The organism is Nocardia sp. NPDC051756 (genome assembly GCF_040681495.1).
Taxonomy (GTDB): Bacteria; Actinomycetota; Actinomycetes; order Mycobacteriales; family Mycobacteriaceae; genus Nocardia.
The window spans coordinates 570,221-588,721 of record NZ_JBFAYV010000003.1; the positions used below are offsets into that span (position 1 = coordinate 570,221).

Here is an 18,501-nt window from a genome sequence, read left to right on the forward strand (position 1 = left end):
CGCGTTGGCGTCCCGGGCCGGGCACGGCGGGGTGGTCCGGCCCGGGTTCGCCTACCAGGCGCCGGCCGTTGCCTCGTCGAGCAGGTTCGCGCCGTTGGACGAGGCGCCGACGAGGCGGCGTAGCGCAGCGGTGAGCGCGCTCGGGTAGAGGTCCTCGTCGGAGCGGCCCGCGACGATTCCGTCCGGGCGGACCAGCAGAGCGCCGCCCTCGGGCAGGCCGGTGCGCGTTGCCCATTCGGCCATCGGCAGGGCATGTACGACGATGTCGATCCCGGTTTCCCACTGCGCTTCGGCGACCGCGTCCCGCCATGCGGCCGAGGTGCCTGTGACCAGCAAGGCGAAGCCTGGACCGTTCAGGTCGAGGGACGAGATCTGTTGGGACTGATCGATCCACACGTGCGGGACCCGGGTACCGACCTGGCCGGTCAGCTGGTCGACATGCGCGGTGCCCGTGCGGTCGCCGAGGATTGCGGTGGAGGTGTACCGGTAACGGGTCATGACCACGTCGTTGGCCAGTTGCCGAGCGAGATCTGCTGCGTTGTCCGGGGTTTCGACGCCGTAGCGGGTGTCGAAATCGGTGCCGAGCCGGGCCTGTTCGGCGGCGACGATCGCACGCGGTCGCCGCTCGGGCTGGTAGCTGTCCAGCAGCGCCGGTCCGGCCGTGCCGGACAGCACCGCGGCCAGTTTCCAGATCAGGTTGTGCGCGTCGGCGATTCCGGTGTTGGCGCCGTATCCACCCCACGGCGCGTGGCGGTGCGCCGCGTCGCCGACCAGGAAGATCCGCCCGCGGCGGTATTCGTCGGCGACGAAAACGCCGGTGTCCCAAGCGGACTTCGCCAGCACCTCGACCTCGATGCCGGGCACGCCGATCGCGGCGCGGACCAGCTCGACGCAGCGTTGCGCGGAGTAGTCGGCGAGAGTCTCTCGCGCGGGGTCGTATTCGAAGTGGAACGACCACTCGTCGGTGTTGTTCTTCGTCAGCACCAGGCCGCGTACCTCGTCGTTGACGATCTCGCACTGACTGAAGGTGCGGCCGTCGAGCACCTCGGTGAGGTCGGTCCGCACGAAGACATTGAGGTAGTGGTGGGTCGGCGGCAGCTCCCAGCCGGTGATCCCGAGCTCTCGCCGGATCGGGCTGCCCGCGCCGTCGGCGGCGATCAGATAGTCGGCCCGAATGATCGAGACGTCACCCGCCTGATCCCGCACGGTCGCGGTGACTCCGGACTTGTCCGCGGCGAATTCGGTCAGCTCCACCCCGAACCGCAGGTCACCGCCGCGCTCGCGGGCCAGGTCGGCCAGCAGCGGCTCGAGCTGCACCTGCGGCAGGAAGCAGAAGCCGGCCGGGCTCGGCTCGCGATTCGCCAGGCTCTGCACCAGATTGCCGAGGTCGAGCGACTCGGCCGTGGTCAGCGTGGCGCCGCGGCGCGCGCCGCCGAACTGGCCCGCCTTCAACGCGGTCGCCGCCACCTGCTGCACCCGCTTGTCGATGCCGATTTGCCGGAACAGCTCGACCGTGCGGATGTGCACGCCGCGCGACCGCGGCAGTACCGACGCACCCGTCCGCTTCTCCACGAGCACGAACGGCACCGCGTGGTATTCGAGGAAGAGCGCGGCGGACAGACCGACCAGGCCGCCGCCGACGATGAGAACGGGCACTTGCTGCGTCGAAGTCATGCTCCGATGCTCTGCCCACCCGCTTGCACCGCCCTTGCGTGCCGATTACACGAGAACGGGCCGGGCACCATCCCCGGTGCCCGGCCCGTTCGCCCACGTCAGGCGGTGGCCGCGAAGGTCCGTCCGGCCAGGGCCGGTTCGGCGACCGGCTCGATGGCGTAGGCCAGGATGTCGGCCACGTCACCGACGGGGCGGACGTCCAGTGCGGCAAGCACTTCGGCGGGGACGTCGTCCAGGTCCGGCTCGTTGCGGGCCGGGATGAACACCGTCTTCAGGCCGGCCCGCTGAGCGGCGAGCAGCTTCTGCTTGACGCCGCCGATCGGCAGCACCCGTCCGTTCAGCGTGACCTCGCCGGTCATGCCGACGTCCGCGCGCACCTGCCTGCCCAGCGCCAGCGACACCAGCGCGGTGACCATGGTGACGCCCGCCGACGGTCCGTCCTTCGGGACCGCGCCCGCCGGGAAGTGCACGTGGATGTTGCGATCCAGCACCGACGGTTCGATGCCGATCTCCTCCAGGTGCGAGCGCACATAGGTCAGCGCGATCTGCGCGGACTCCTTCATCACGTCGCCCAGCTGACCGGTGAGGGTCAGCGAGCGCTCGCCCTCCGCGACGTTGGCCTCGATGTAGAGGACGTCGCCGCCGAGGCCGGTGACCGCCAGCCCGGTCGCCACACCCGGGACCGCGGTGCGTTCCACCGAGTCGGGGGTGAAGCGGGGACGGCCCAGGTAGTCCTTCAGCTCGCCCAGGTCGATGATCAGCGACTTCGGCTCGCCGCCTTCGGATTTCACCAGCGCGTCGTAGCCCAGCTCGGCTTCGTAGCCGAGATCGGCTGTCGCCGAACCGAGTCCGTCCTCGGACAGTCGAGTCGCGGCCTTGCGCAACGCCTTCGCGATCAGGCGCTCCATCTGCCGCACGCCGGCTTCCCGGGTGTAGTTGGCGGCGATCTCGCGCAGGGCCGCGTCGGTGATGGTCACCTCGTCGGTGGTGAGCGCGTTGCGTTCCAGCTGCCGGGGCACCAGGAAGTCGCGGGCGATGCCGACCTTGTCGTCCTCGGTGTAGCCGTCCACGGTGATCAGTTCCATCCGGTCCAGCAGCGGGCCGGGGATGGTGTCCATGACATTGGCGGTCGCGATGAACAGCACGTCGGACAGGTCCAGATCCAGATCCAGGTAGTGATCGCGGAACGTGTGGTTCTGCGCCGGATCCAGCACCTCGAGCAGCGCGGCCGCCGGGTCACCCCGGAAGTCCGAGCCGACCTTGTCGATCTCGTCCAGCAGTACAACGGGATTCAGCGAACCCGCCTCCTTGATCGCACGGACGATCCGGCCGGGCAGCGCGCCGACGTAGGTGCGCCGGTGACCGCGGATCTCCGCCTCGTCGCGCACGCCGCCGAGGGCGACGCGAACGAACTTGCGGCCCATGGCCCGAGCCACGGATTCACCCAGCGAGGTCTTGCCGACACCGGGCGGACCGACCAGCGCGAGCACCGCGCCGGAGCCGCGACCGCCGACGACCTCGAGCCCACGCGAGGCCCGCCGGGAACGCACGGCCAAGTACTCGACCATGCGGTCCTTGACCTCGTCCAGGCCGTGGTGGTCGGCGTCCAGCACCGCGCGGGCGGCCGAAACGTCGGTGCTGTCCGTGGTTTTCACCGTCCACGGCAGCTCGAGCACGGTGTCCAGCCAGGTCCGGATCCAGCCGGTTTCCGGGCTCTGATCGCTGGCCCGCTCCAGGCGGCCGACCTCGCGCAGCGCCTCGGCGCGCACGTTGTCGGGCAGGTCGGCCTGTTCGACCCGGGTGCGGTAGTCGTCGGCGCCGTCCGGCTCGTCCTCGCCGAGCTCCTTGCGGATCGCGTTGAGCTGCTGGCGCAGCAGGAACTCGCGCTGGCTCTTCTCCAGGCCCTCGCGCACGTCGTCACTGATCTTCTCGGTGACCTCGGCCTCGGCGATGTGGTCCTTGGTCCACTCGATGAGCGTGTTCAGCCGCTGCGTGACGTCGGGGGTCTCCAGCAGTTCGCGCTTCTGCTCGTCGGTCAGGTAGGGCGCGTAGCCCGCGGTGTCCGCGATCGCCGACGGGTCGGTCAGCTGATTGACCGCGTCGATGATCTGCCAGGCCTCGCGGCGCTGCAACACCGAGACGACCAGCTTCTTGTATTCGGCGGCCAGCTCTTTCGTCCGGCCGTCCGGCGTCGGGATCTCGACCGGCTCGGCCTCGACCCACAGCGCGGCCCCCGGCCCGGTCACCCCGTGGCCGATCTTGGCGCGCCGCTCGGCCTTCAGCACGGCCGCCGGCGCGCCGCCGCGCATCCGGCCGACCTGTTCGATGGTGGCGACCACGCCGTAGGAGGCGTAGCCCTCGGTCAGCCGCGGCGCCAGCAGCACCGCGTCGGTCTTGGCCGCGCGCGCGGCGTCGATGGCAGCCTGCGCCGATTCGTCCAGTTCGATGGGCACGACCATGCCCGGCAGCACGATCGGATCGGTCAGGAACAGCACCGGCAGGTTCTGTGGTGTAGTCACGTGTTCGACCCTTCCAAAAGTTGAGCGATACCAACTCAACCCCACCCCACCCCCCTTTGTTCCGGATCCTTCCCCGCGTTCGCTGTGGGCGAAGCGGCGGCGCTGTTCCGGTCTGCCAAACCTGTGCCAAGGGCCGGGTCGAGCGTTGTCCGGGTACGGCCATGCAGGTAGAAAGCAGCTATGAAGAAGACGGTGCTGGCTCTTGGCGTGATGTCCGCGGCTGCCCTGACCGGTTGCGGTGGTTCTGCTGAACCAGCGGCAGGTCCGTCCTCGACCAGCGGCCCGGCGGCGGCGGCATCGGTTCCACTGAGCCCGGATGCGGCGCCGTTGGCCGTCTTCGACGGACTCAACCCGTGCTCGCTCGTTCAGTCCGGCGACGCGGCGAAGATCTCGGGGGTCGCCGGGTTGTCGGCCGCCAGGAATTTCGGCATATCGCCGGGCGAGGAACTGACAAATATCGACGCCTGCAGCTTCGTGGTCGACCAGCGGGAGATCCTCGCGGCGGTGCTCAATCTCCGGCCGCGCCCGGAAGGTTTGCCACCGGTCCAGGACCCGACGTCGGCCTGGTTGAACCAGCAGCTCGGCGAGCCGGTCCTGATCTACTACAACACGCCCACCGAACCGGTGGAGTATTGCAGCGCCACCGTGCGCCGCAGCAAGGATCGCGAGGTCACCGTCAATATCCGGCCGGTAACCGCGACCGAACCGCCGAAACCCACCAGCGAGACCGACAACCTGTGCGCGCAGCATCGAGATGTCCTGCGTGACATCTTCGCCCGCGTCTCGTGGAAGTAGCCTGCTGATGACTGCCGGGGTTGACGCTCGCCGGTCAGTGTCGTAAGTTCGCCGCCAGCTGATCGGGGCAGGGGGTGGCCGGCAATGGAATTGGTCGACTTGCCCCGTGACCAGAATGGGGAGTGAAGGTCGCATGGGCGAAACATTCAAAGCAGTCGCGCCGGAAATCGGCGGGCTGGCAACGCTCGTTGCCGATCTCGGCGCGGATGCCATCGCGGCAGGAAACTTCATCAACAAGAACGGACCGGCAGCGGACTGGTTGCACGGCCCGATCATCGATGACCTGCTGGCACCGGTCCGCGTCGCGGCCGACGCCACCTTCAAACGCATGGGCGACATCGGTATCCAAACCGTGGAAACCGGTAGTGAGCTGAACCGGGCGGCGTGGCTGTATCACGACTCGGACCGCCGCACCTACGAGGCGCTCAACCAACACAAGGTCAACCTCGCCAACCGCGACGTTGCCGTACCCGTGCTGGTCGATCAGGAGGCCGCGGGGTACGCCAAGCCGTACGAGGGTTCGGTTAGCTACGCCAAGCCGGAAAAGGCCGAACTCGATGAGCCACAGGCGAACAAGGAAGATACGGCCGGACTGATCGGCGAAGTATTTCCGGTGCTCGACAATGTGAACGAGGCCATTAAGAGCATCACCCGGATCGCCGGTCACGAGATCGACGTGCTCGGCGAGGCGTTGAAGCCGATTCCGGGAAACTGGAGCGAGGTCCGGCGAATCGGCGAGTCGTACAAGATCGCCGGCAACGCGATGGAGGCCTGCGGGAAGAACCTCGAATCCGGGGTCAACCGCGTCGACCAGCACTGGGATGGCAAGGCCGCCATAGCGTTCAGCAGCTGGGCGCAAGCCCAGATCGCGGCGATGAAGTGGGAAGGTCCCGTCGGCCGGGTCATCGGCGACGCGCTGGGCGTGGTCGCCGACAAGATCCGCAACGCCGTCAAGACCATCATCACCAAGGTCTGGGAGCTGCTCGAGTCACGCGTCAAAATCGGCAGCCTGAGCGACGCGATCAAGGTGATCGCCAAGAAGATCCCGGTCGTCGGCACCGCGGCCGAGATCGCCGACATCGGCAGAAGGCTCGTCAATATCATCACCACCGCGATCGACCTGGTGAAGACGATCGAGGTGTTGCGCGATCGGGTGAAAACACTGCTGGAAGTCGTCTCGGATCCGGTCGGGCAGGCTCGGGACAAGGCCAAGGCGAAGCTCGACCAGGTCATCGAGCCGGTCACCTCCGCGATCGATGACGCGACCAAGAAGGCGGCCATCGCCAAGGATGTAGCGGAGATCGCTCAGCTCAATCACACCCTGGACCGGCCGAAGACCGACTACGAGGTGGGGGCCGGCACGCAACCCTGGGACAACGCGTGAATCCGAACTGGTCGAGCAATCGTGAACCGGACCTCGATCCAGCCGTCGCGGCCGCTGTCCGAGGTGTCATGGACGCCATCGCCGACCTGGATACCGCCCGGATCCGGCTCGAGCACACCGACATCGAGGCGCTGCTCAACGAGCCGGCCGTCGTCGACGAAGAATTCATGTCGAACCTTGCCGCAACGCACGTCGCATCACCCGAGCTCCAGGCCTACGCCGCTCGGGTGGCCAGTGGCGAGTGCCGGTGGTCCGACATCGAACAGCTCGCCCGGCCGGTGCCACCGGAGGTCGAAGACATGAAGAGCTCGCCGCGCTTCATCTGGCGCTGGACCCCGGAGCCGCCCCCACCGCCGCCCGCACCGAAGAAGCGGGCCGACGACACCGTCGGCCCCTCCGATTGGCCCGACGATTTCGACTCGTACCCGACCCACAGGTCATGGCTGCAATGAACCACTGAGCCGCAGTGCTCAGGACGGCCTCGGGGCGTAGTGGAGGGCGGTGATGCCGCAGGCGAAGGGGGTTGCGGCGATTGTCTGGAGGGGTTGGTAGGCGGTGGCGGGGAAGACGGGGAGGCCGGTGCCGATGGAGGTGGGGTTGACGAAGAGGTGGAGTTCGTCGATCAGGTTGGCGGCGATGAGGGAGGAGACGAGGGTGCCGCCGCCGTAGACGATGAGGTCGCCGCCGGGTTGGGACTTCAGGTCGGTGATGAGGGTGGTGAGGTCGCCGTCGGCGAGGGTGGTGTTGGGCCAGGGGGAGTCGGTGAGGGTGGTGGAGACGACGACTTTGGGGGTGTTGTTCATCCAGTCGATGGTGGCCTGGTCTTCGCCGTCCGCCTCGGTGCGGGAGGCCCAGGTAGGGATGAAGCCTTCGGCGAGGTTGCGGCCGAGCAGGATGGTGTCGACGGATTCCATCAGGGCGGCGACGTAGGCGCCGACGTCGTCGGTCCAGGGGAAGGTCATCCAGTCCATTTCGCCGTTCGGGCCGGCCATGTAGCCGTCGACGGTGGTTTGGACCTGGAGCTTGAGCTTGCGCATGGGGTTCCTTTCGAAGGGGCGAGTCCGGTTCCGAGCCCGCCGTTCTGGTGTGTCTTCACTGTGCTGGAACCGGTTTACGGATTGTTTACGGTCCGCCGCGGGCGGGGCGACAGGGCCGGGGCGACGGGCGTGTTCCCAGGTAAACGAGGGCGTTCGGCATATCGTTGGATCGGCTGCACCGCTGGTCGGTGGCAGTTTCTCGGTAGCTCGCAGTAGATCGCCGAGGGGAGCATCCGGATGAATCGGCCGACCCGCACCGGGCCCGACTGGAAACAGGCGGGGCTGGTGCTCGCGGTGATCGCGGCGCTGATCGCGGTCCCGTCGGTGCTCGCCGCGCTGGTTCCGACCAGGGAGACGGCGGTCGCGCCGGACGCGCGGATCGAGGTGACCGCGCCGGGGGCGGAACCCGACACGGTGAGCTTCGGCGGGGTCGGTGGCTGGCAGCGCAGGCCGACGGGGGATCAGACGACCGCGGTGCTGGTCGCGCCGGATGGGTCGCGGCTCGCGGTCAGCGTGATCGACGGCGTCACGGACTTCGACGAGGCGGCCGCATGGCGGCTGAAAGTGCTGGGCGCGCAGGGTTTCGATGCGGACTTCGACGGGGAGATCACGACGCCGAACGGGTTCCGCGGACGGACCTGCCGGGGCACGGACCGCGCCGGGGTGTGCGCGATCGTCGGCAACGAGAAACTCGCGGTCACCCTCGCGCTGATCGGCGACGACGCCACGCTGCCCGAGCTGACGCCGGTGCTCGAGACGCTGGCGGTGCGCCGATGAACTGGTTCCAGCCGAAGTCGGCGCTGTTCTGGACGTACTGCCTGATCGCGTTCCTCGGCCTAGCCGGGTTGGTCCTCCAACTGGCCCCGGTCGCGGCGCTGACCTGGCGCAACATTCTGGCCGGGCTGCCGTTCACCCTCGCCACGCTGCTCGTATTCGGTTGGCTGGTCCTGCATTTGGATCGGCTTCGCGCGCGCCGGCGGATCCGCACGCCGCTGGTCATGGGCTTCCTCTGGGGTGCGCTGGCCGGGCCGGGCATCGCGATGTTCGCCAACGACCACAACATGCGCATCATCCAGAACCTGGCCGGTGACGCGTTCGCGATCGATTGGCAGGCACCGATCTCCGCGGCGATCGTGGAGGAGGCGGTCAAGGGGATCGGCGTGTTCGCGGTCGCGTGGCTCGCGCGTCCGATGGTGAATCGGCCGATCCACGGACTGCTGCTCGGCGGCTGCACCGGGCTCGGGTTCCAGGTCGTGGAGAACATCACCTACTCGGCCAACGCCGGACTACTTTCCGCACAGGACAATCCGGCGACCGCGATCCTCGTCGGCATCGTGCGGCTGCTCACCGGCATCACCTCGCATTGGATGCTCACCGCCCTGGCCGGCATCGGCATCGTGCTGGCGGTGGCGCGCTCGGATTGGTCGGCCGGGCGGCGCGCGCAGGTCTTCGTGATGTTCTATCTGCTCGGCGCCGCACTGCATTTCGGCTGGGACGCGCCGAGCCCGGCGAACATTCCGGTCGGGTCGATCATCGCCAGGACGGTGCTGTACATCCTGATCTTCGCCATCGTCTACACCTGGGTGGTGCACACCGAACGGCAATGGTTCCGCGCGGTGGTCAACTGGGCGGTCACGCGGGGGATCGCGCCCGCAGGCGAGCTGAGCACGCTGATCTCACAGCGCAGTCGGCGCCGGGCCCGGCAGGCAGATCGGCTGAGTGGTCAGCACAACCGCAGGCAGCAGATCCAGCGGCAGCGCCTGCTGCTCGACTGGGTTCAGGAAACCGGCGCGGGATCGGGCATTCGTATCCCGGCGTAAGCCCCATCCCGGGCCGCGTTGACACTCGCTCCGGCGCAATGACAATGTTGGGGCCTTGATACCTCATACCGGCGGTTCCGTCGGCTCGGCCTAGGGAGATCCATCGATGAGTTCGCTCGCCGGCGGCGTGTTCATCGATTGGGAAGATCTCACCGGTCAGTCCAAGTTCGTGGTGGATCTGGTGACGTTTCCGATCTTCAGTGCGCTGGCCGGGTGGCTGACCAACTGGACCGGCGTGCTGATGTTGTTCTGGCCGGAGCGATTTCGCGGGTTCCGGATCCCGGGGCTGTATCTGCTGTATCCGTATTTCCCGCGGCGGGTGCAGGTGCTGCCGACGTTTTCCGGGGACGGGCAGCAGCTGGGGTTCCAGGGGTTCATTCCGGCGCGGGCCGAGAAGATGGCCAGCATCTGCGTGGACAAGGCGCTGATGCGGATCGGCAGTCCGCGCGACTTCATCCACGAGCTCGACCTGGACGGGATCGCGGACTACGTCGCGGTGCTGGCGCGCAAACAGGTGCAGCCGCTGGTGGACGAGCTGATGAACCGGGAGAACCCGGACCTGTGGCGCACGGTGCCGCGGGCGGCCAAGCAGATCATCTACCAGCGGGTGGATCGAGAGCTGCCGGCCTTGTCGCGGCGAGCGTTCGAGTCGCTCGGCGACAACGTCGATCAGCTCATCGATATCAAGAGCTTCGTCATCCGGTACCTGCAGGACAACCCGGGGATTCTCAAGGACCTGACCACCACGATCGCGGCGCCGGAGCTGCGCTTCATGGTCCGGATCGGCCTGCTGGGCGCACCGTTCGGGTTGCTGCTCGCCCTGTACATGCATGTACACCAGCACATTCCGGTGTTCGGCTGGGTGCCGGGCTGGGTGATCGTGCTGCTCGCCTCGGCGGCGATCGGCGTGATCGTCAACGTGATCGCGGTGAAGATGGTGTTCGAGCCCGGTGACCCGCAGCCCCGGTACAAGTACCTGTGGAAGCAGGCGCTGCTGGCCAAACGGCAGCCGCAGGCGGCCACCGATCTCGCGCACATCCTGGCCTACCAGGTGCTCACGCTGCCGAACCTGTCCAGGGAACTGCTGGACGGACCCAACGGCGACAAGACCCGGCAGCTGCTGGAGCGGCTCATCTCCGACGAGATCCACCGGCAGCTCGGCCCGACCACCTCGTTCGTCCGCGCGGCGCTGGGCCGTCGCCAGTTCGACAACCTCAAGGCGGGCGCGGCCGGGGCCGCGGTCGGGCTCGCGCCGAGCCTGGCCGAGGACGAGGAATTCATCCTGGAGCAGGCCAAGACCATCGATGTGTTCGCGGCGCGCAAGCTGCGGCAGCTGACGCCGGGAGAGTTCATGGAGATGTTCTATGCCTCGGTCGAGCAGGACGCGTGGCTGCTCTACCTGCACGGCGCGGTGCTCGGACTGGCGGTCGGCGCCTCGCACCTGATCATTTTCGGCTGGTAATCACCCGGCTGGGCGACCGATACAAATACAAGCACGCGTGCTTGCATTTTTCTCCGGCCACTGCGATGCTGAACCGCGACGGCACACGCGGTGGTGTGCGTTCGACTGATCGGCAGGGGAACAGATGGCTGACCTCGAAGCGCTGCTCGATGACTTCGCCGAGGAGTGCGCGGATCTGGAACGCATCGTCGCCCCCCTGGCCGCGGCCGACTGGTCGCTGCCGACGCCCGCGGCCGGCTGGACCATCGCCCATCAGATCGGCCACCTGGCCTGGACCGATGAGATCGCGACGGTGGCCTCCGCCGATGCCGAGGGCTTCCAGAAGCTGGTGACCGACGCCGGACCCAAGGCCTTCACCTTCGTCGACGACGCCGCCGAGGAGGCCGCGACCGCGCCGCCCGCCGAGCTGCTCGACCGGTGGCACCGGGGTCGCAAGTCCCTCACCGACGCGCTGCGCGCGGTGCCCGCGGGCGCCAAGCTGCCCTGGTTCGGCCCGCCGATGAGCGCGGCCTCGATGATCACCGCCCGGATCATGGAAACCTGGGCGCACGGCCAGGACGTGGCCGACACCCTCGGCATCACCCGCACCCCCACCGCGCGGCTGCGCACGGTGGCCCACATCGGGGTGCGGACCAGGAACTTCGCGTATACCGTGCACGGATTGACCCCGCCCGCGGCCGAATTCCGGGTCGAACTCACCGCACCCGACGGCACGATCTGGTCCTGGGGACCGGAGGACGCCGAGCAGCGGGTGAGCGGACCCGCCGTGGATTTCTGCCTGCTGGTGACCCAGCGTCGCCATCCGGACGACCTCGCGATCGAGTCGGTCGGCTCGGACGCGGCGCAATGGCTCACCCTGGCACAGGCTTTCGCGGGACCGACGGGCTCCGGCCGGACGGCCGGTCAGTTCGCCTGAAAAGCAACGACGGCCGGATGCGTCATCCGGCCGTCGCCCACCCGACCCGATCCAAAGATTCGGGAGCGGGCGAGCGCCACACTTGGGTGCGCCGTTCGTGTCGGCCGGACGCCGTTGGCCGGGTGTCTCGATGTGGCAGTCGAGGATGACGCTCGCCAGCTAGAGGAATGTTTACCCGCCCATGAGGTGCTGGAAACATAAACGACCCCACGGATTCGGTAGCCGTTCGTCGGCCGAACCCGCGCGGGACTGTGATTCTGATCTCCCCGACGCGATACCCACTCCGGCCACGCCGTAACCTGGACAACTGTACGGCTTTCGACGATGCGGGCCGCGCTGCCAGGGGAGCAGGGGCACAGGAAGGAACGCATCGTGACCGGAAACAGACACGTCCAGATCGCCAAGCACGCCGCGATCGTCCTCGCGGGTGCCACCAGCCTCAGCCTCACCGTCGTCGCGGGCTCCTACGTCGTGCATCAGATGGCCGAACTCAACCGGCCGATCGAGGCCGCCGCGCCGCCCGCGCAGTCGGTCGAGGAATCGACGAGCGAGCACGGCTGGACGGACACCGTGCTGACCGGTGGCAGCTTCGAGCTGCCCGCGGTATTCACCCGGCATCCGCAGGAGCCGGTCGCTGCGGCCCCGAAAGCGGTTGCTCCGCACGCCGATTCAGCGGTCGCGCCGCGGCCCGGCTCGGTCGGCGGGAAGCTGCACCTCGGCGATGCCTATGTCGACGCGCAGGTGGGCACCGTGCGCACCGACACGATCGCGATCACCGTCGGTACCAACGCGTTGACCGTGCTGACCGGTCATCAGCCGTCCGGCGCGCCGGACGAGCGGGCGAACGTGACCCAGCTGCGCACCGAATTCGACACGCGCACTGGGGAAGTGGTGCTGCTGCTGACCGATCCGTCGCTCGGCGAGCACGACCTGCGACTCAACCGGCATCCCGCGCCGAACCCGAAACCCGCTCCGGACACCGGCGTGTCGACCACCGCCCCCGCACCGACCGTGACCGACCCGGAGGCGGCGAGCCCGCACCGCCCGGAACCCACCGTGGCGGTGTAACTCTCGGCCTACTGTTCTCCTATGCCGAACAGTACGTACGACTTCTGCGTGATCGGCGGTGGCATCGTCGGCGTGGCGACGGCCCATCGAATCCTGCACCGCCACCCCGGCGCGACCCTCGTGCTGCTGGAGAAGGCCGCGGCGCTGGCCACCCATCAGACCGGCCACAACAGCGGCGTCATCCATTCGGGCATCTACTATCCGCCGGACAGCCTGAAGGCGCGGCTGTGCCGTCGTGGCGCGAGCTGGACCAAGAAATTCGCTGCGGCGCAGGGGATTCCCTACGAGGTGTGCGGCAAGCTGCTGGTCGCCACCGACGCGGCCGAGCACCGCAGGATGCTGGTTTTGCACGAGCGTTCGGTGCGCAACGGCGTCCCGGTCGAGTTGCTGGACGCGGCCGAACTGCGCCGGCGCGAGCCGAAGGTCACCGGCGTCGGCGCGTTGTTCGTGCCGGACACCGGCATCGTCGACTACACCGCGATCACCACCGCGCTGGCCGGCGAGGTGCGTTCCGCGGGTGGGCAATTGGTCTTCGGCGCCGAGATCACCGCGCTCGCCGAGACCGACGCCACGGTCACCGCGACCGGGCCGTCCGGGTCGTGGACGGCCCGCACGCTGGTGGCGTGCGCGGGCTTACAGGCCGATCGGCTGGCCCGAATGGCCGGACTGCGCAACGATTTCCGGATCGTCCCGTTCCGCGGCGAGTACTACCAGCTGCCGCCGGAACGGGCCGGGCTGGTGCGCACGCTGATCTACCCGATCCCCGATCCCACGCTGCCGTTCCTCGGCGTGCACCTGAGCCCGACCATCGACGGCACGCTGACCGTCGGGCCGAACGCGGTCCTCGGCTTGGCCAGGGAGGGATACCGCAAGGGCAGTTTCGACGCCAAGGACGCGCGCGCGATCCTCGGTTTTCCCGGCGTACACCGGGTGGCCGCGGCCAACGTACGGACCGGACTGCGGGAACTGCGCAACTCGCTGTTCAAGCGCGGGTATCTGGCCGAGTGCCGGCGCTACTGTCCCGAACTGACCCTCGCCGACCTCCAGCCCCGCGAGGCGGGCATCCGCGCGCAGGCGGTGCTGCGCGACGGCACCCTGGTGCACGACTTCATGATCGAACGCACGCCGCGCTCGGTGCACGTGCTCAACGCGCCGTCGCCCGCGGCCACCTCCGCGATGCCGATCGCGGAGTACATCGTCGATCAACTCTGAGCCGGTTATCCGCCGATAGACCAGACCGAATGGTCTTAATAAGCCGTTGACCGGCGCTGAGCAACCAAGCAACCGCCCGGTAGCAATGTGGAAAACCGACACACCAAATACCGCGCAACCCCTCCAATAAAGAGGAGAGCTGTAGTACTTTTAACGCCAGTCGTGGAACCCAGCGGCGTGAGCCTCAGGCCCGGAGGAGGCAGCTTGCGTAACCACGGAGGGCCGGCGAATGCCGCGAATCGAGCACGGAGGGCCTGATGGGCCGCATCAAGTACGCGAGTGACGTCGGGGCGCCGGTCGAGGTCGCCTTCACCTATACGGACAACCATCTGTTCGTCCCGGACTGGATGTTCGCGGTCGCCGACTTCGAGCCGACCGGCGAACTGGACGCCGGCCTCGGCGCGACCTTCACGACCACCGCCCGGCTGGTGGTCTGGCGGCCGACGGTGACATGCGAGGTCACCGAATATCGTCGCAACGTGGTGATCGGGTATACGCTGCGTGGGCGTTTGTCCGGGACCCTGACGCTGCGCTTCGATCCGCTCGGATACGGGCGGTCGGTGCTGACGTCCGAGGCGGAGTACAGCCCCCCGCGTGGCATGGCCGGGCGGCTCTGCGTCGGTCTGGTGGATTCCGCCGTGAAATCGGCGCTCCGCCGCACCGAGTCCCAATTGCGAAGGGAGATAGAAGAATTCCACGGTACCGATCTTGTCGGTCGGATTGCGTAGGGTGCCAGCCATGATCATCGTGAGCACCGACGGATCCTGCCTGCGCAACCCCGGCGGCGCCATCGGCTGGGCTTGGGTCAATCATCAGGGCTCCTCGCTGAGCGGCGGAGCGGCGTCCGGCACCAATCAGGTGGCGGAGCTACGCGCGGTACTGGAGGCGATTCTCGGCCATCCCGGCGCCGAACCCCTACTGATCGAAAGCGATTCGCTCTACGCGATCAAGTGCGCGTCGGAGTGGATCTCGAGTTGGCGGCTCAACGGCTGGCGCACCTCGGCCGGTGGCGCCGTGAAGAACGTCGAACTCATCCGGCAGATCGACAAGTCGATCGCCAGCAGGCCCGGCCCCGTCCGGTTCCGTTGGGTCCGTGGACATGTCGGCAACTACTTCAACGAGCAGGCCGATGCGCTTGCCGGTGAGGCGGCTCGGAAGGCTGCCGCGACAGCGGCCGTTGCCGAGGCGAACACCGCGGAAATTCCCGCGGTGACTGTGGAAGAAACGCCGGCGGCGCCGGAAGCGCCGATCGACCAGGCCGCGGGGAAGGCGGCCGCGCCGTCGGCGCCGCAGACACTAACGCTGTTCTGATCCATCCGGAGAAAGACCGACTGCCTGAATGACCTCCGGCGGTGGTGGCTCGGCCCACCGCCGGAGGCACTCGTTCGGCTAGTTACCCGGCTGCGGGGCAGGCGCGGGCGTGGCCGGAGCAGGCGCGCCCGGCGTGGGGGCGCCGGGAGCGGGCGCACCCGCCGCGGGAGCACCGGGCAGTCCGGTGCCCGAACCCTTGAGCATCGGCGAATCGAGCTTCTCGACCAGCCACTTGTCGCCGGACTTGGTCAGCTGCGCGATCACCACGACGAACTGCCGCTCGGGCGTCGTCTGGGTGAAGTTGGTCCGGTACTGGGTCAGCGTGACCAGCACCTTGGCCTCGGTCTTGTCCCCGGACTGGTAGCCACACTGCACGTCGTCGACCCAGGACTTCACCTGCGCCTGCACCATGGCGTCCTTGAGCGCCTTGGTCGCGTCGTCGAACTCCTTGAGGAATTCGCCGCTCGCGCCGGACTTCACCTTGGTGAAGTAGTCGTCGAGGTTCTTGGTGTAGTCGTAGATCGAGACGTCCTTGCCGAAGTTGCAGCCGGCCGCCGTCGAATCCCGGATCGCGTCGAGCTTTTCGCCGCGGTCCTTGCCCTGCAGGAAGAACACCACCACCGCGGTGATCGCGGCCACCGCGAGCACGCCCGCCACGAACGCGGCGATGATCGGCACCGAGGTGGACCGACTCGAGGCGGCGGAGCTGCCCGCGCCCTTGGCGAGGTCGGTCTTCGGCGCCTTGTCGACCTTGTCGGTCGCTACCTTGTCGGCCTTCGACGGCTCGGGATCTGCCTTCGACAGTTCAGTTTTCGCCGTCGCGGCGTCCTCTGCCGGGGCGCTCTCGGTCACCTTGGTGCCCTCAGCGTTCTCGGCGTCTTTGTTGGTCTCGGCGTCGTCGGTGGACATCGATACAAACCTGCACTTTCCCGGCGCGCGGGCGCACCGATCGACTGACGGGCCCGCATCTCGGGCGAACCGTACGCGTTCTCTCGGCGAGTATGCCCGGACCCACGGTTTCGCCGCGGGACCGGGTACAACTCACCGCACCGGGGGCAGGGTCCGCTCGTTCGGATCCACACCCGGCGGCATGTGCGCGCCGTTGTTCGGCACATCGGGTCGCGGTGCGTTGGCCGCACCACGGATTTCCGAGCCAGGCGGCGGATTCTCGCAGTAGTTCCACTTGCGGATCGTGCCGTCCTGGACGACTTCGTTGCGTAGCTGCGTGACGTTGTACGTGCAGTACGGCCGGGGCCAGATGTCGATGATCGCGTGGAACTCGCCATCGTGGGCGGGCACGCCCAGCGCGTCCGCGCCGAGCGCGAGCGAGGGGAACAGCGCGCGCAACGCGGGCAGGCGCAGCTGCGCGGCCTTGGTCATCGCCGCGAAGTTGGTGGCCAGGCTGGTGATCGGGTCACTGGTCTTGTCCAGCACCGCGCCGAGGCTGCTCAACTGTCCGGGCGCCTTCTCCAAGATGCCCTGCAATTCGGCGTTGGCGTTGTTGAACTGGTTGAACAGCGCGCCGGAATTGCGGGTCAACGTGCCGAGGTCCGGCTGGGCGTTGGACGTGGTGTTGGCGATGGTGCGCAGGTTGGCGATCAGGTTCGTGGTCTGCGGGAGCAGGCTGTCGAAACCGGCCATGGCCAGGCTGATGCCGTTCACCATGCCGCGCAACTGATCCGGGCCGCCGCTGAGCGCGGTGTCGAGCTCGCGCAGGATGACGCCGAACTTGTCCGGATCGACCTGGGCGATGAGCGCGCTGGAGTTGTCCAGAACCGACCAGATCGGGGTCGGGGTCTTGATCTTCGCCGCGTCGTACTTGATCACCGCGCCGTCGCCGAGGAACGGCGCCTGCTCGCTGGCCGGGCGGAAGTCGATGTACTGCTCGCCCGCGCCGGAGAGCGCCTGCACCGAGATCGCGGTGTCGACCGGGATCTTGTACTTGCTCTCGATCTCCGCCGCCGCGGCGATGGCCTGCCCGCGATCGGTCAGCTTGATCGAGGTCACCTTGCCGACCCGGTAGCCGCGCAGCGTCACATCGTTGCCCGGTTGCAGACCGCCGGAGCGGTCCAGGTTCACCGTTACGGTGTAACTGGACTTCAGCGGATTGACCCGCATGATGCTGATCATCAGGTAGGTCGCGCCGATCAGGAACACCAGCACCAGGCCGATGCTCGACAGCACCAGCTTGTGCTGCATCAGTTTCGCCATCATCGGTGGCCCCCCTGCACTCGACCCTGCACGATCTGCAGGACCTGGATCAGGCTGCCCGCGAGGTCTTGGATGTCGCGCAGATCCTGGAACCCGCCGTGTTGTGGATCGGTCAGCGCGCTGAGGTCGAGGTTGGTCGCGGTGGCGTAGACCGCGAAGCTCTTGCCGCGGAAGGTGGCGTCGACCTTGGGCCGGATCACCTTCAGCCGATCGAGCAGGATGCCGAGGTTGTCGCCGGTGTTGGCCAGCGCATCCATCAGCTGGTGGGTGTTGTCGAGCAGGCTGCCCAGCTGCTGGCCGGAGGTGTCGGCGTAGTCACCGAGCGCGGCGCTGGTGGTCGACACCTTGGTCAGCAGATCGCCGATGGCCCGGTTGTTCTCGGCGATCGCGCCGATCATCTGCGGCAGCGTGTCGGCGACCTGGCCGAGCTCGCCGCGCCGGGCCTCGATGGTGTTGGCCAGCGCGCTGAACTCGTTCAGCACGCCGTCGACCTTGGCGCTGTTGTCGTTCAAACTGCCGACCACGCCGGTCATTTCGGTGATCAGGTGGGACAGCTGGGGGCCGCGGCCGCCGACGATGGAGTCCAGCTCCGAGGTCAGCTTGCTGAGCGCGGCGACGCCACCGCCGTTGAACAGCATGGAGATCGAGATCAGCAGCTGCTCGACGGTCGCGCCGGCCGAGGTCTTGTCCAGGCCGAGAGTGTCGCCGTTGTGCAGCGTTTCCGCGCCCGGCTCGGTCTTCGGCTTGGACACCGCGACGAACACGTCGCCGAGCGGGGTGGCCTGGCGCAGCTCGGCGGTGCTGTCCTTGGGCAGCTCGATGTCCTTGCTGATGGTCAGGTCGACGACCGCCTGGAAGTTCTTGGTCTTGATGTTGGAGACCACCCCGACATCCGAACCACCGATCTTCACCTTGGCCTGATCCGGCAGGTTCAGCGCGTTCTCGAAAACCGCGTGGATCGTGTAGGTCTCACCGGAAACCCCGGGCTTGGGCAGCGGCAGTTTCTCCACCGTGAGCCCGCAGCCCGAGGTGATGCCGACACCGGCCACCGCCGCGACGGCGATCAGCGCGCGGCGTGCCTTGATCGTCATT

Annotated in this window: 17 protein-coding genes; 11 read left to right on the forward strand and 6 right to left on the reverse strand. The window is 67.9% G+C overall.

Features of this window, described 5'->3' with window-relative positions; translation table 11 throughout:
* Positions 1-51 precede the first annotated feature (51 nt).
* Both AB0M22_RS14300 and lon read right to left on the reverse strand, forming a co-directional pair.
* Positions 52-1,674 (reverse strand): FAD-dependent monooxygenase, encoded by a 1,623-nt coding sequence (locus AB0M22_RS14300; protein WP_364725504.1) that lies wholly within the window; start codon positions 1,672-1,674, stop codon positions 52-54.
* A 98-nt stretch (positions 1,675-1,772) separates the two neighbouring features.
* The gene (lon, locus tag AB0M22_RS14305; protein ID WP_364725507.1) at positions 1,773-4,193 is read right to left on the reverse strand and encodes an endopeptidase La; all 2,421 of its coding nucleotides are present in this window, start codon (positions 4,191-4,193) and stop codon (positions 1,773-1,775) included.
* Positions 4,194-4,373: 180 nt separating this feature from the next.
* On the opposite strand from lon, the gene AB0M22_RS14310 reads away from it, so the two are divergent.
* The 3 genes from AB0M22_RS14310 (at position 4,374) to AB0M22_RS14320 (ending at position 6,824) form a co-directional block, all read left to right on the forward strand.
* Positions 4,374-4,988 carry a hypothetical protein gene (locus AB0M22_RS14310; protein ID WP_364725509.1) on the forward strand — a complete coding sequence of 205 codons (615 nt, stop codon included), beginning with the start codon at positions 4,374-4,376 and terminating at the stop codon, positions 4,986-4,988.
* Between the two features lie 133 nt (positions 4,989-5,121).
* Positions 5,122-6,372, forward strand: coding sequence for a hypothetical protein (locus AB0M22_RS14315; RefSeq protein WP_364725512.1), 1,251 nt, complete (start codon positions 5,122-5,124; stop codon positions 6,370-6,372).
* Between the two features lie 68 nt (positions 6,373-6,440).
* Positions 6,441-6,824 carry a hypothetical protein gene (locus tag AB0M22_RS14320; protein WP_364725515.1) on the forward strand — a complete coding sequence of 128 codons (384 nt, stop codon included), beginning with the start codon at positions 6,441-6,443 and terminating at the stop codon, positions 6,822-6,824.
* Positions 6,825-6,842: 18 nt separating this feature from the next.
* Here the strand turns inward: AB0M22_RS14320 and AB0M22_RS14325 are convergent, their stop codons facing one another.
* Positions 6,843-7,409 (reverse strand): dihydrofolate reductase family protein, encoded by a 567-nt coding sequence (locus tag AB0M22_RS14325; protein ID WP_364725517.1) that lies wholly within the window; start codon positions 7,407-7,409, stop codon positions 6,843-6,845.
* Between the two features lie 237 nt (positions 7,410-7,646).
* On the opposite strand from AB0M22_RS14325, the gene AB0M22_RS14330 reads away from it, so the two are divergent.
* The 8 genes from AB0M22_RS14330 (at position 7,647) to AB0M22_RS14365 (ending at position 15,198) form a co-directional block, all read left to right on the forward strand.
* Positions 7,647-8,186 (forward strand): hypothetical protein, encoded by a 540-nt coding sequence (locus AB0M22_RS14330; protein ID WP_364725520.1) that lies wholly within the window; start codon positions 7,647-7,649, stop codon positions 8,184-8,186.
* Complete coding sequence (locus tag AB0M22_RS14335; RefSeq protein ID WP_364725522.1) at positions 8,183-9,229, forward strand: PrsW family intramembrane metalloprotease; 1,047 nt, start codon at positions 8,183-8,185, stop codon at positions 9,227-9,229. The genes AB0M22_RS14330 and AB0M22_RS14335 overlap by 4 nt, the downstream gene beginning before the upstream one ends.
* Before the next feature lie 106 nt (positions 9,230-9,335).
* Positions 9,336-10,691: a hypothetical protein gene (locus tag AB0M22_RS14340; protein ID WP_364725524.1), complete on the forward strand. Its 1,356-nt coding sequence runs from the start codon at positions 9,336-9,338 to the stop codon at positions 10,689-10,691.
* Between the two features lie 124 nt (positions 10,692-10,815).
* Positions 10,816-11,607, forward strand: a complete 792-nt coding sequence (locus tag AB0M22_RS14345; protein WP_364725527.1) for a TIGR03084 family metal-binding protein — start codon at positions 10,816-10,818, stop codon at positions 11,605-11,607.
* Positions 11,608-11,979: 372 nt separating this feature from the next.
* Positions 11,980-12,675 carry a hypothetical protein gene (locus AB0M22_RS14350; RefSeq protein ID WP_364725530.1) on the forward strand — a complete coding sequence of 232 codons (696 nt, stop codon included), beginning with the start codon at positions 11,980-11,982 and terminating at the stop codon, positions 12,673-12,675.
* A 21-nt stretch (positions 12,676-12,696) separates the two neighbouring features.
* The gene (gene lhgO, locus AB0M22_RS14355; protein ID WP_364725533.1) at positions 12,697-13,887 is read left to right on the forward strand and encodes an L-2-hydroxyglutarate oxidase; all 1,191 of its coding nucleotides are present in this window, start codon (positions 12,697-12,699) and stop codon (positions 13,885-13,887) included.
* Between the two features lie 257 nt (positions 13,888-14,144).
* Complete coding sequence (locus AB0M22_RS14360) at positions 14,145-14,615, forward strand: SRPBCC family protein (protein WP_364725536.1); 471 nt, start codon at positions 14,145-14,147, stop codon at positions 14,613-14,615.
* Between the two features lie 10 nt (positions 14,616-14,625).
* The gene (locus AB0M22_RS14365) at positions 14,626-15,198 is read left to right on the forward strand and encodes a ribonuclease H (RefSeq protein WP_364725538.1); all 573 of its coding nucleotides are present in this window, start codon (positions 14,626-14,628) and stop codon (positions 15,196-15,198) included.
* A gap of 78 nt (positions 15,199-15,276) precedes the next feature.
* Here the strand turns inward: AB0M22_RS14365 and AB0M22_RS14370 are convergent, their stop codons facing one another.
* The 3 genes from AB0M22_RS14370 to AB0M22_RS14380 form a co-directional block, all read right to left on the reverse strand.
* The gene (locus AB0M22_RS14370) at positions 15,277-16,107 is read right to left on the reverse strand and encodes a hypothetical protein (protein WP_364725541.1); all 831 of its coding nucleotides are present in this window, start codon (positions 16,105-16,107) and stop codon (positions 15,277-15,279) included.
* A 132-nt stretch (positions 16,108-16,239) separates the two neighbouring features.
* Positions 16,240-17,412, reverse strand: coding sequence for an MlaD family protein (locus AB0M22_RS14375; protein WP_150400423.1), 1,173 nt, complete (start codon positions 17,410-17,412; stop codon positions 16,240-16,242).
* Positions 17,409-18,500 carry an MlaD family protein gene (locus tag AB0M22_RS14380; RefSeq protein ID WP_364725544.1) on the reverse strand — a complete coding sequence of 364 codons (1,092 nt, stop codon included), beginning with the start codon at positions 18,498-18,500 and terminating at the stop codon, positions 17,409-17,411. The genes AB0M22_RS14375 and AB0M22_RS14380 overlap by 4 nt, the downstream gene beginning before the upstream one ends.
* Position 18,501 lies beyond the last annotated feature (1 nt).

Excerpts from the sequence above, each read along its gene's own strand:
- AB0M22_RS14300 (WP_364725504.1), bottom strand. The coding sequence starts at position 1,674 with ATGACTTCGACGCAGCAAGTGCCCGTTCTCATCGTCGGCGGCGGCCTG.
- AB0M22_RS14310 (WP_364725509.1), top strand. The coding sequence starts at position 4,374 with ATGAAGAAGACGGTGCTGGCTCTTGGCGTGATGTCCGCGGCTGCCCTG.
- AB0M22_RS14315 (WP_364725512.1), top strand. The coding sequence starts at position 5,122 with ATGGGCGAAACATTCAAAGCAGTCGCGCCGGAAATCGGCGGGCTGGCA.
- AB0M22_RS14320 (WP_364725515.1), top strand. The coding sequence starts at position 6,441 with ATGGACGCCATCGCCGACCTGGATACCGCCCGGATCCGGCTCGAGCAC.
- AB0M22_RS14325 (WP_364725517.1), bottom strand. The coding sequence starts at position 7,409 with ATGCGCAAGCTCAAGCTCCAGGTCCAAACCACCGTCGACGGCTACATG.
- AB0M22_RS14330 (WP_364725520.1), top strand. The coding sequence starts at position 7,647 with ATGAATCGGCCGACCCGCACCGGGCCCGACTGGAAACAGGCGGGGCTG.
- AB0M22_RS14335 (WP_364725522.1), top strand. The coding sequence starts at position 8,183 with ATGAACTGGTTCCAGCCGAAGTCGGCGCTGTTCTGGACGTACTGCCTG.
- AB0M22_RS14340 (WP_364725524.1), top strand. The coding sequence starts at position 9,336 with ATGAGTTCGCTCGCCGGCGGCGTGTTCATCGATTGGGAAGATCTCACC.
- AB0M22_RS14345 (WP_364725527.1), top strand. The coding sequence starts at position 10,816 with ATGGCTGACCTCGAAGCGCTGCTCGATGACTTCGCCGAGGAGTGCGCG.
- lhgO (WP_364725533.1), top strand. The coding sequence starts at position 12,697 with ATGCCGAACAGTACGTACGACTTCTGCGTGATCGGCGGTGGCATCGTC.
- AB0M22_RS14360 (WP_364725536.1), top strand. The coding sequence starts at position 14,145 with ATGGGCCGCATCAAGTACGCGAGTGACGTCGGGGCGCCGGTCGAGGTC.
- AB0M22_RS14365 (WP_364725538.1), top strand. The coding sequence starts at position 14,626 with ATGATCATCGTGAGCACCGACGGATCCTGCCTGCGCAACCCCGGCGGC.
- AB0M22_RS14370 (WP_364725541.1), bottom strand. The coding sequence starts at position 16,107 with ATGTCCACCGACGACGCCGAGACCAACAAAGACGCCGAGAACGCTGAG.
- AB0M22_RS14375 (WP_150400423.1), bottom strand. The coding sequence starts at position 17,412 with ATGATGGCGAAACTGATGCAGCACAAGCTGGTGCTGTCGAGCATCGGC.
- AB0M22_RS14380 (WP_364725544.1), bottom strand. The coding sequence starts at position 18,500 with ATGACGATCAAGGCACGCCGCGCGCTGATCGCCGTCGCGGCGGTGGCC.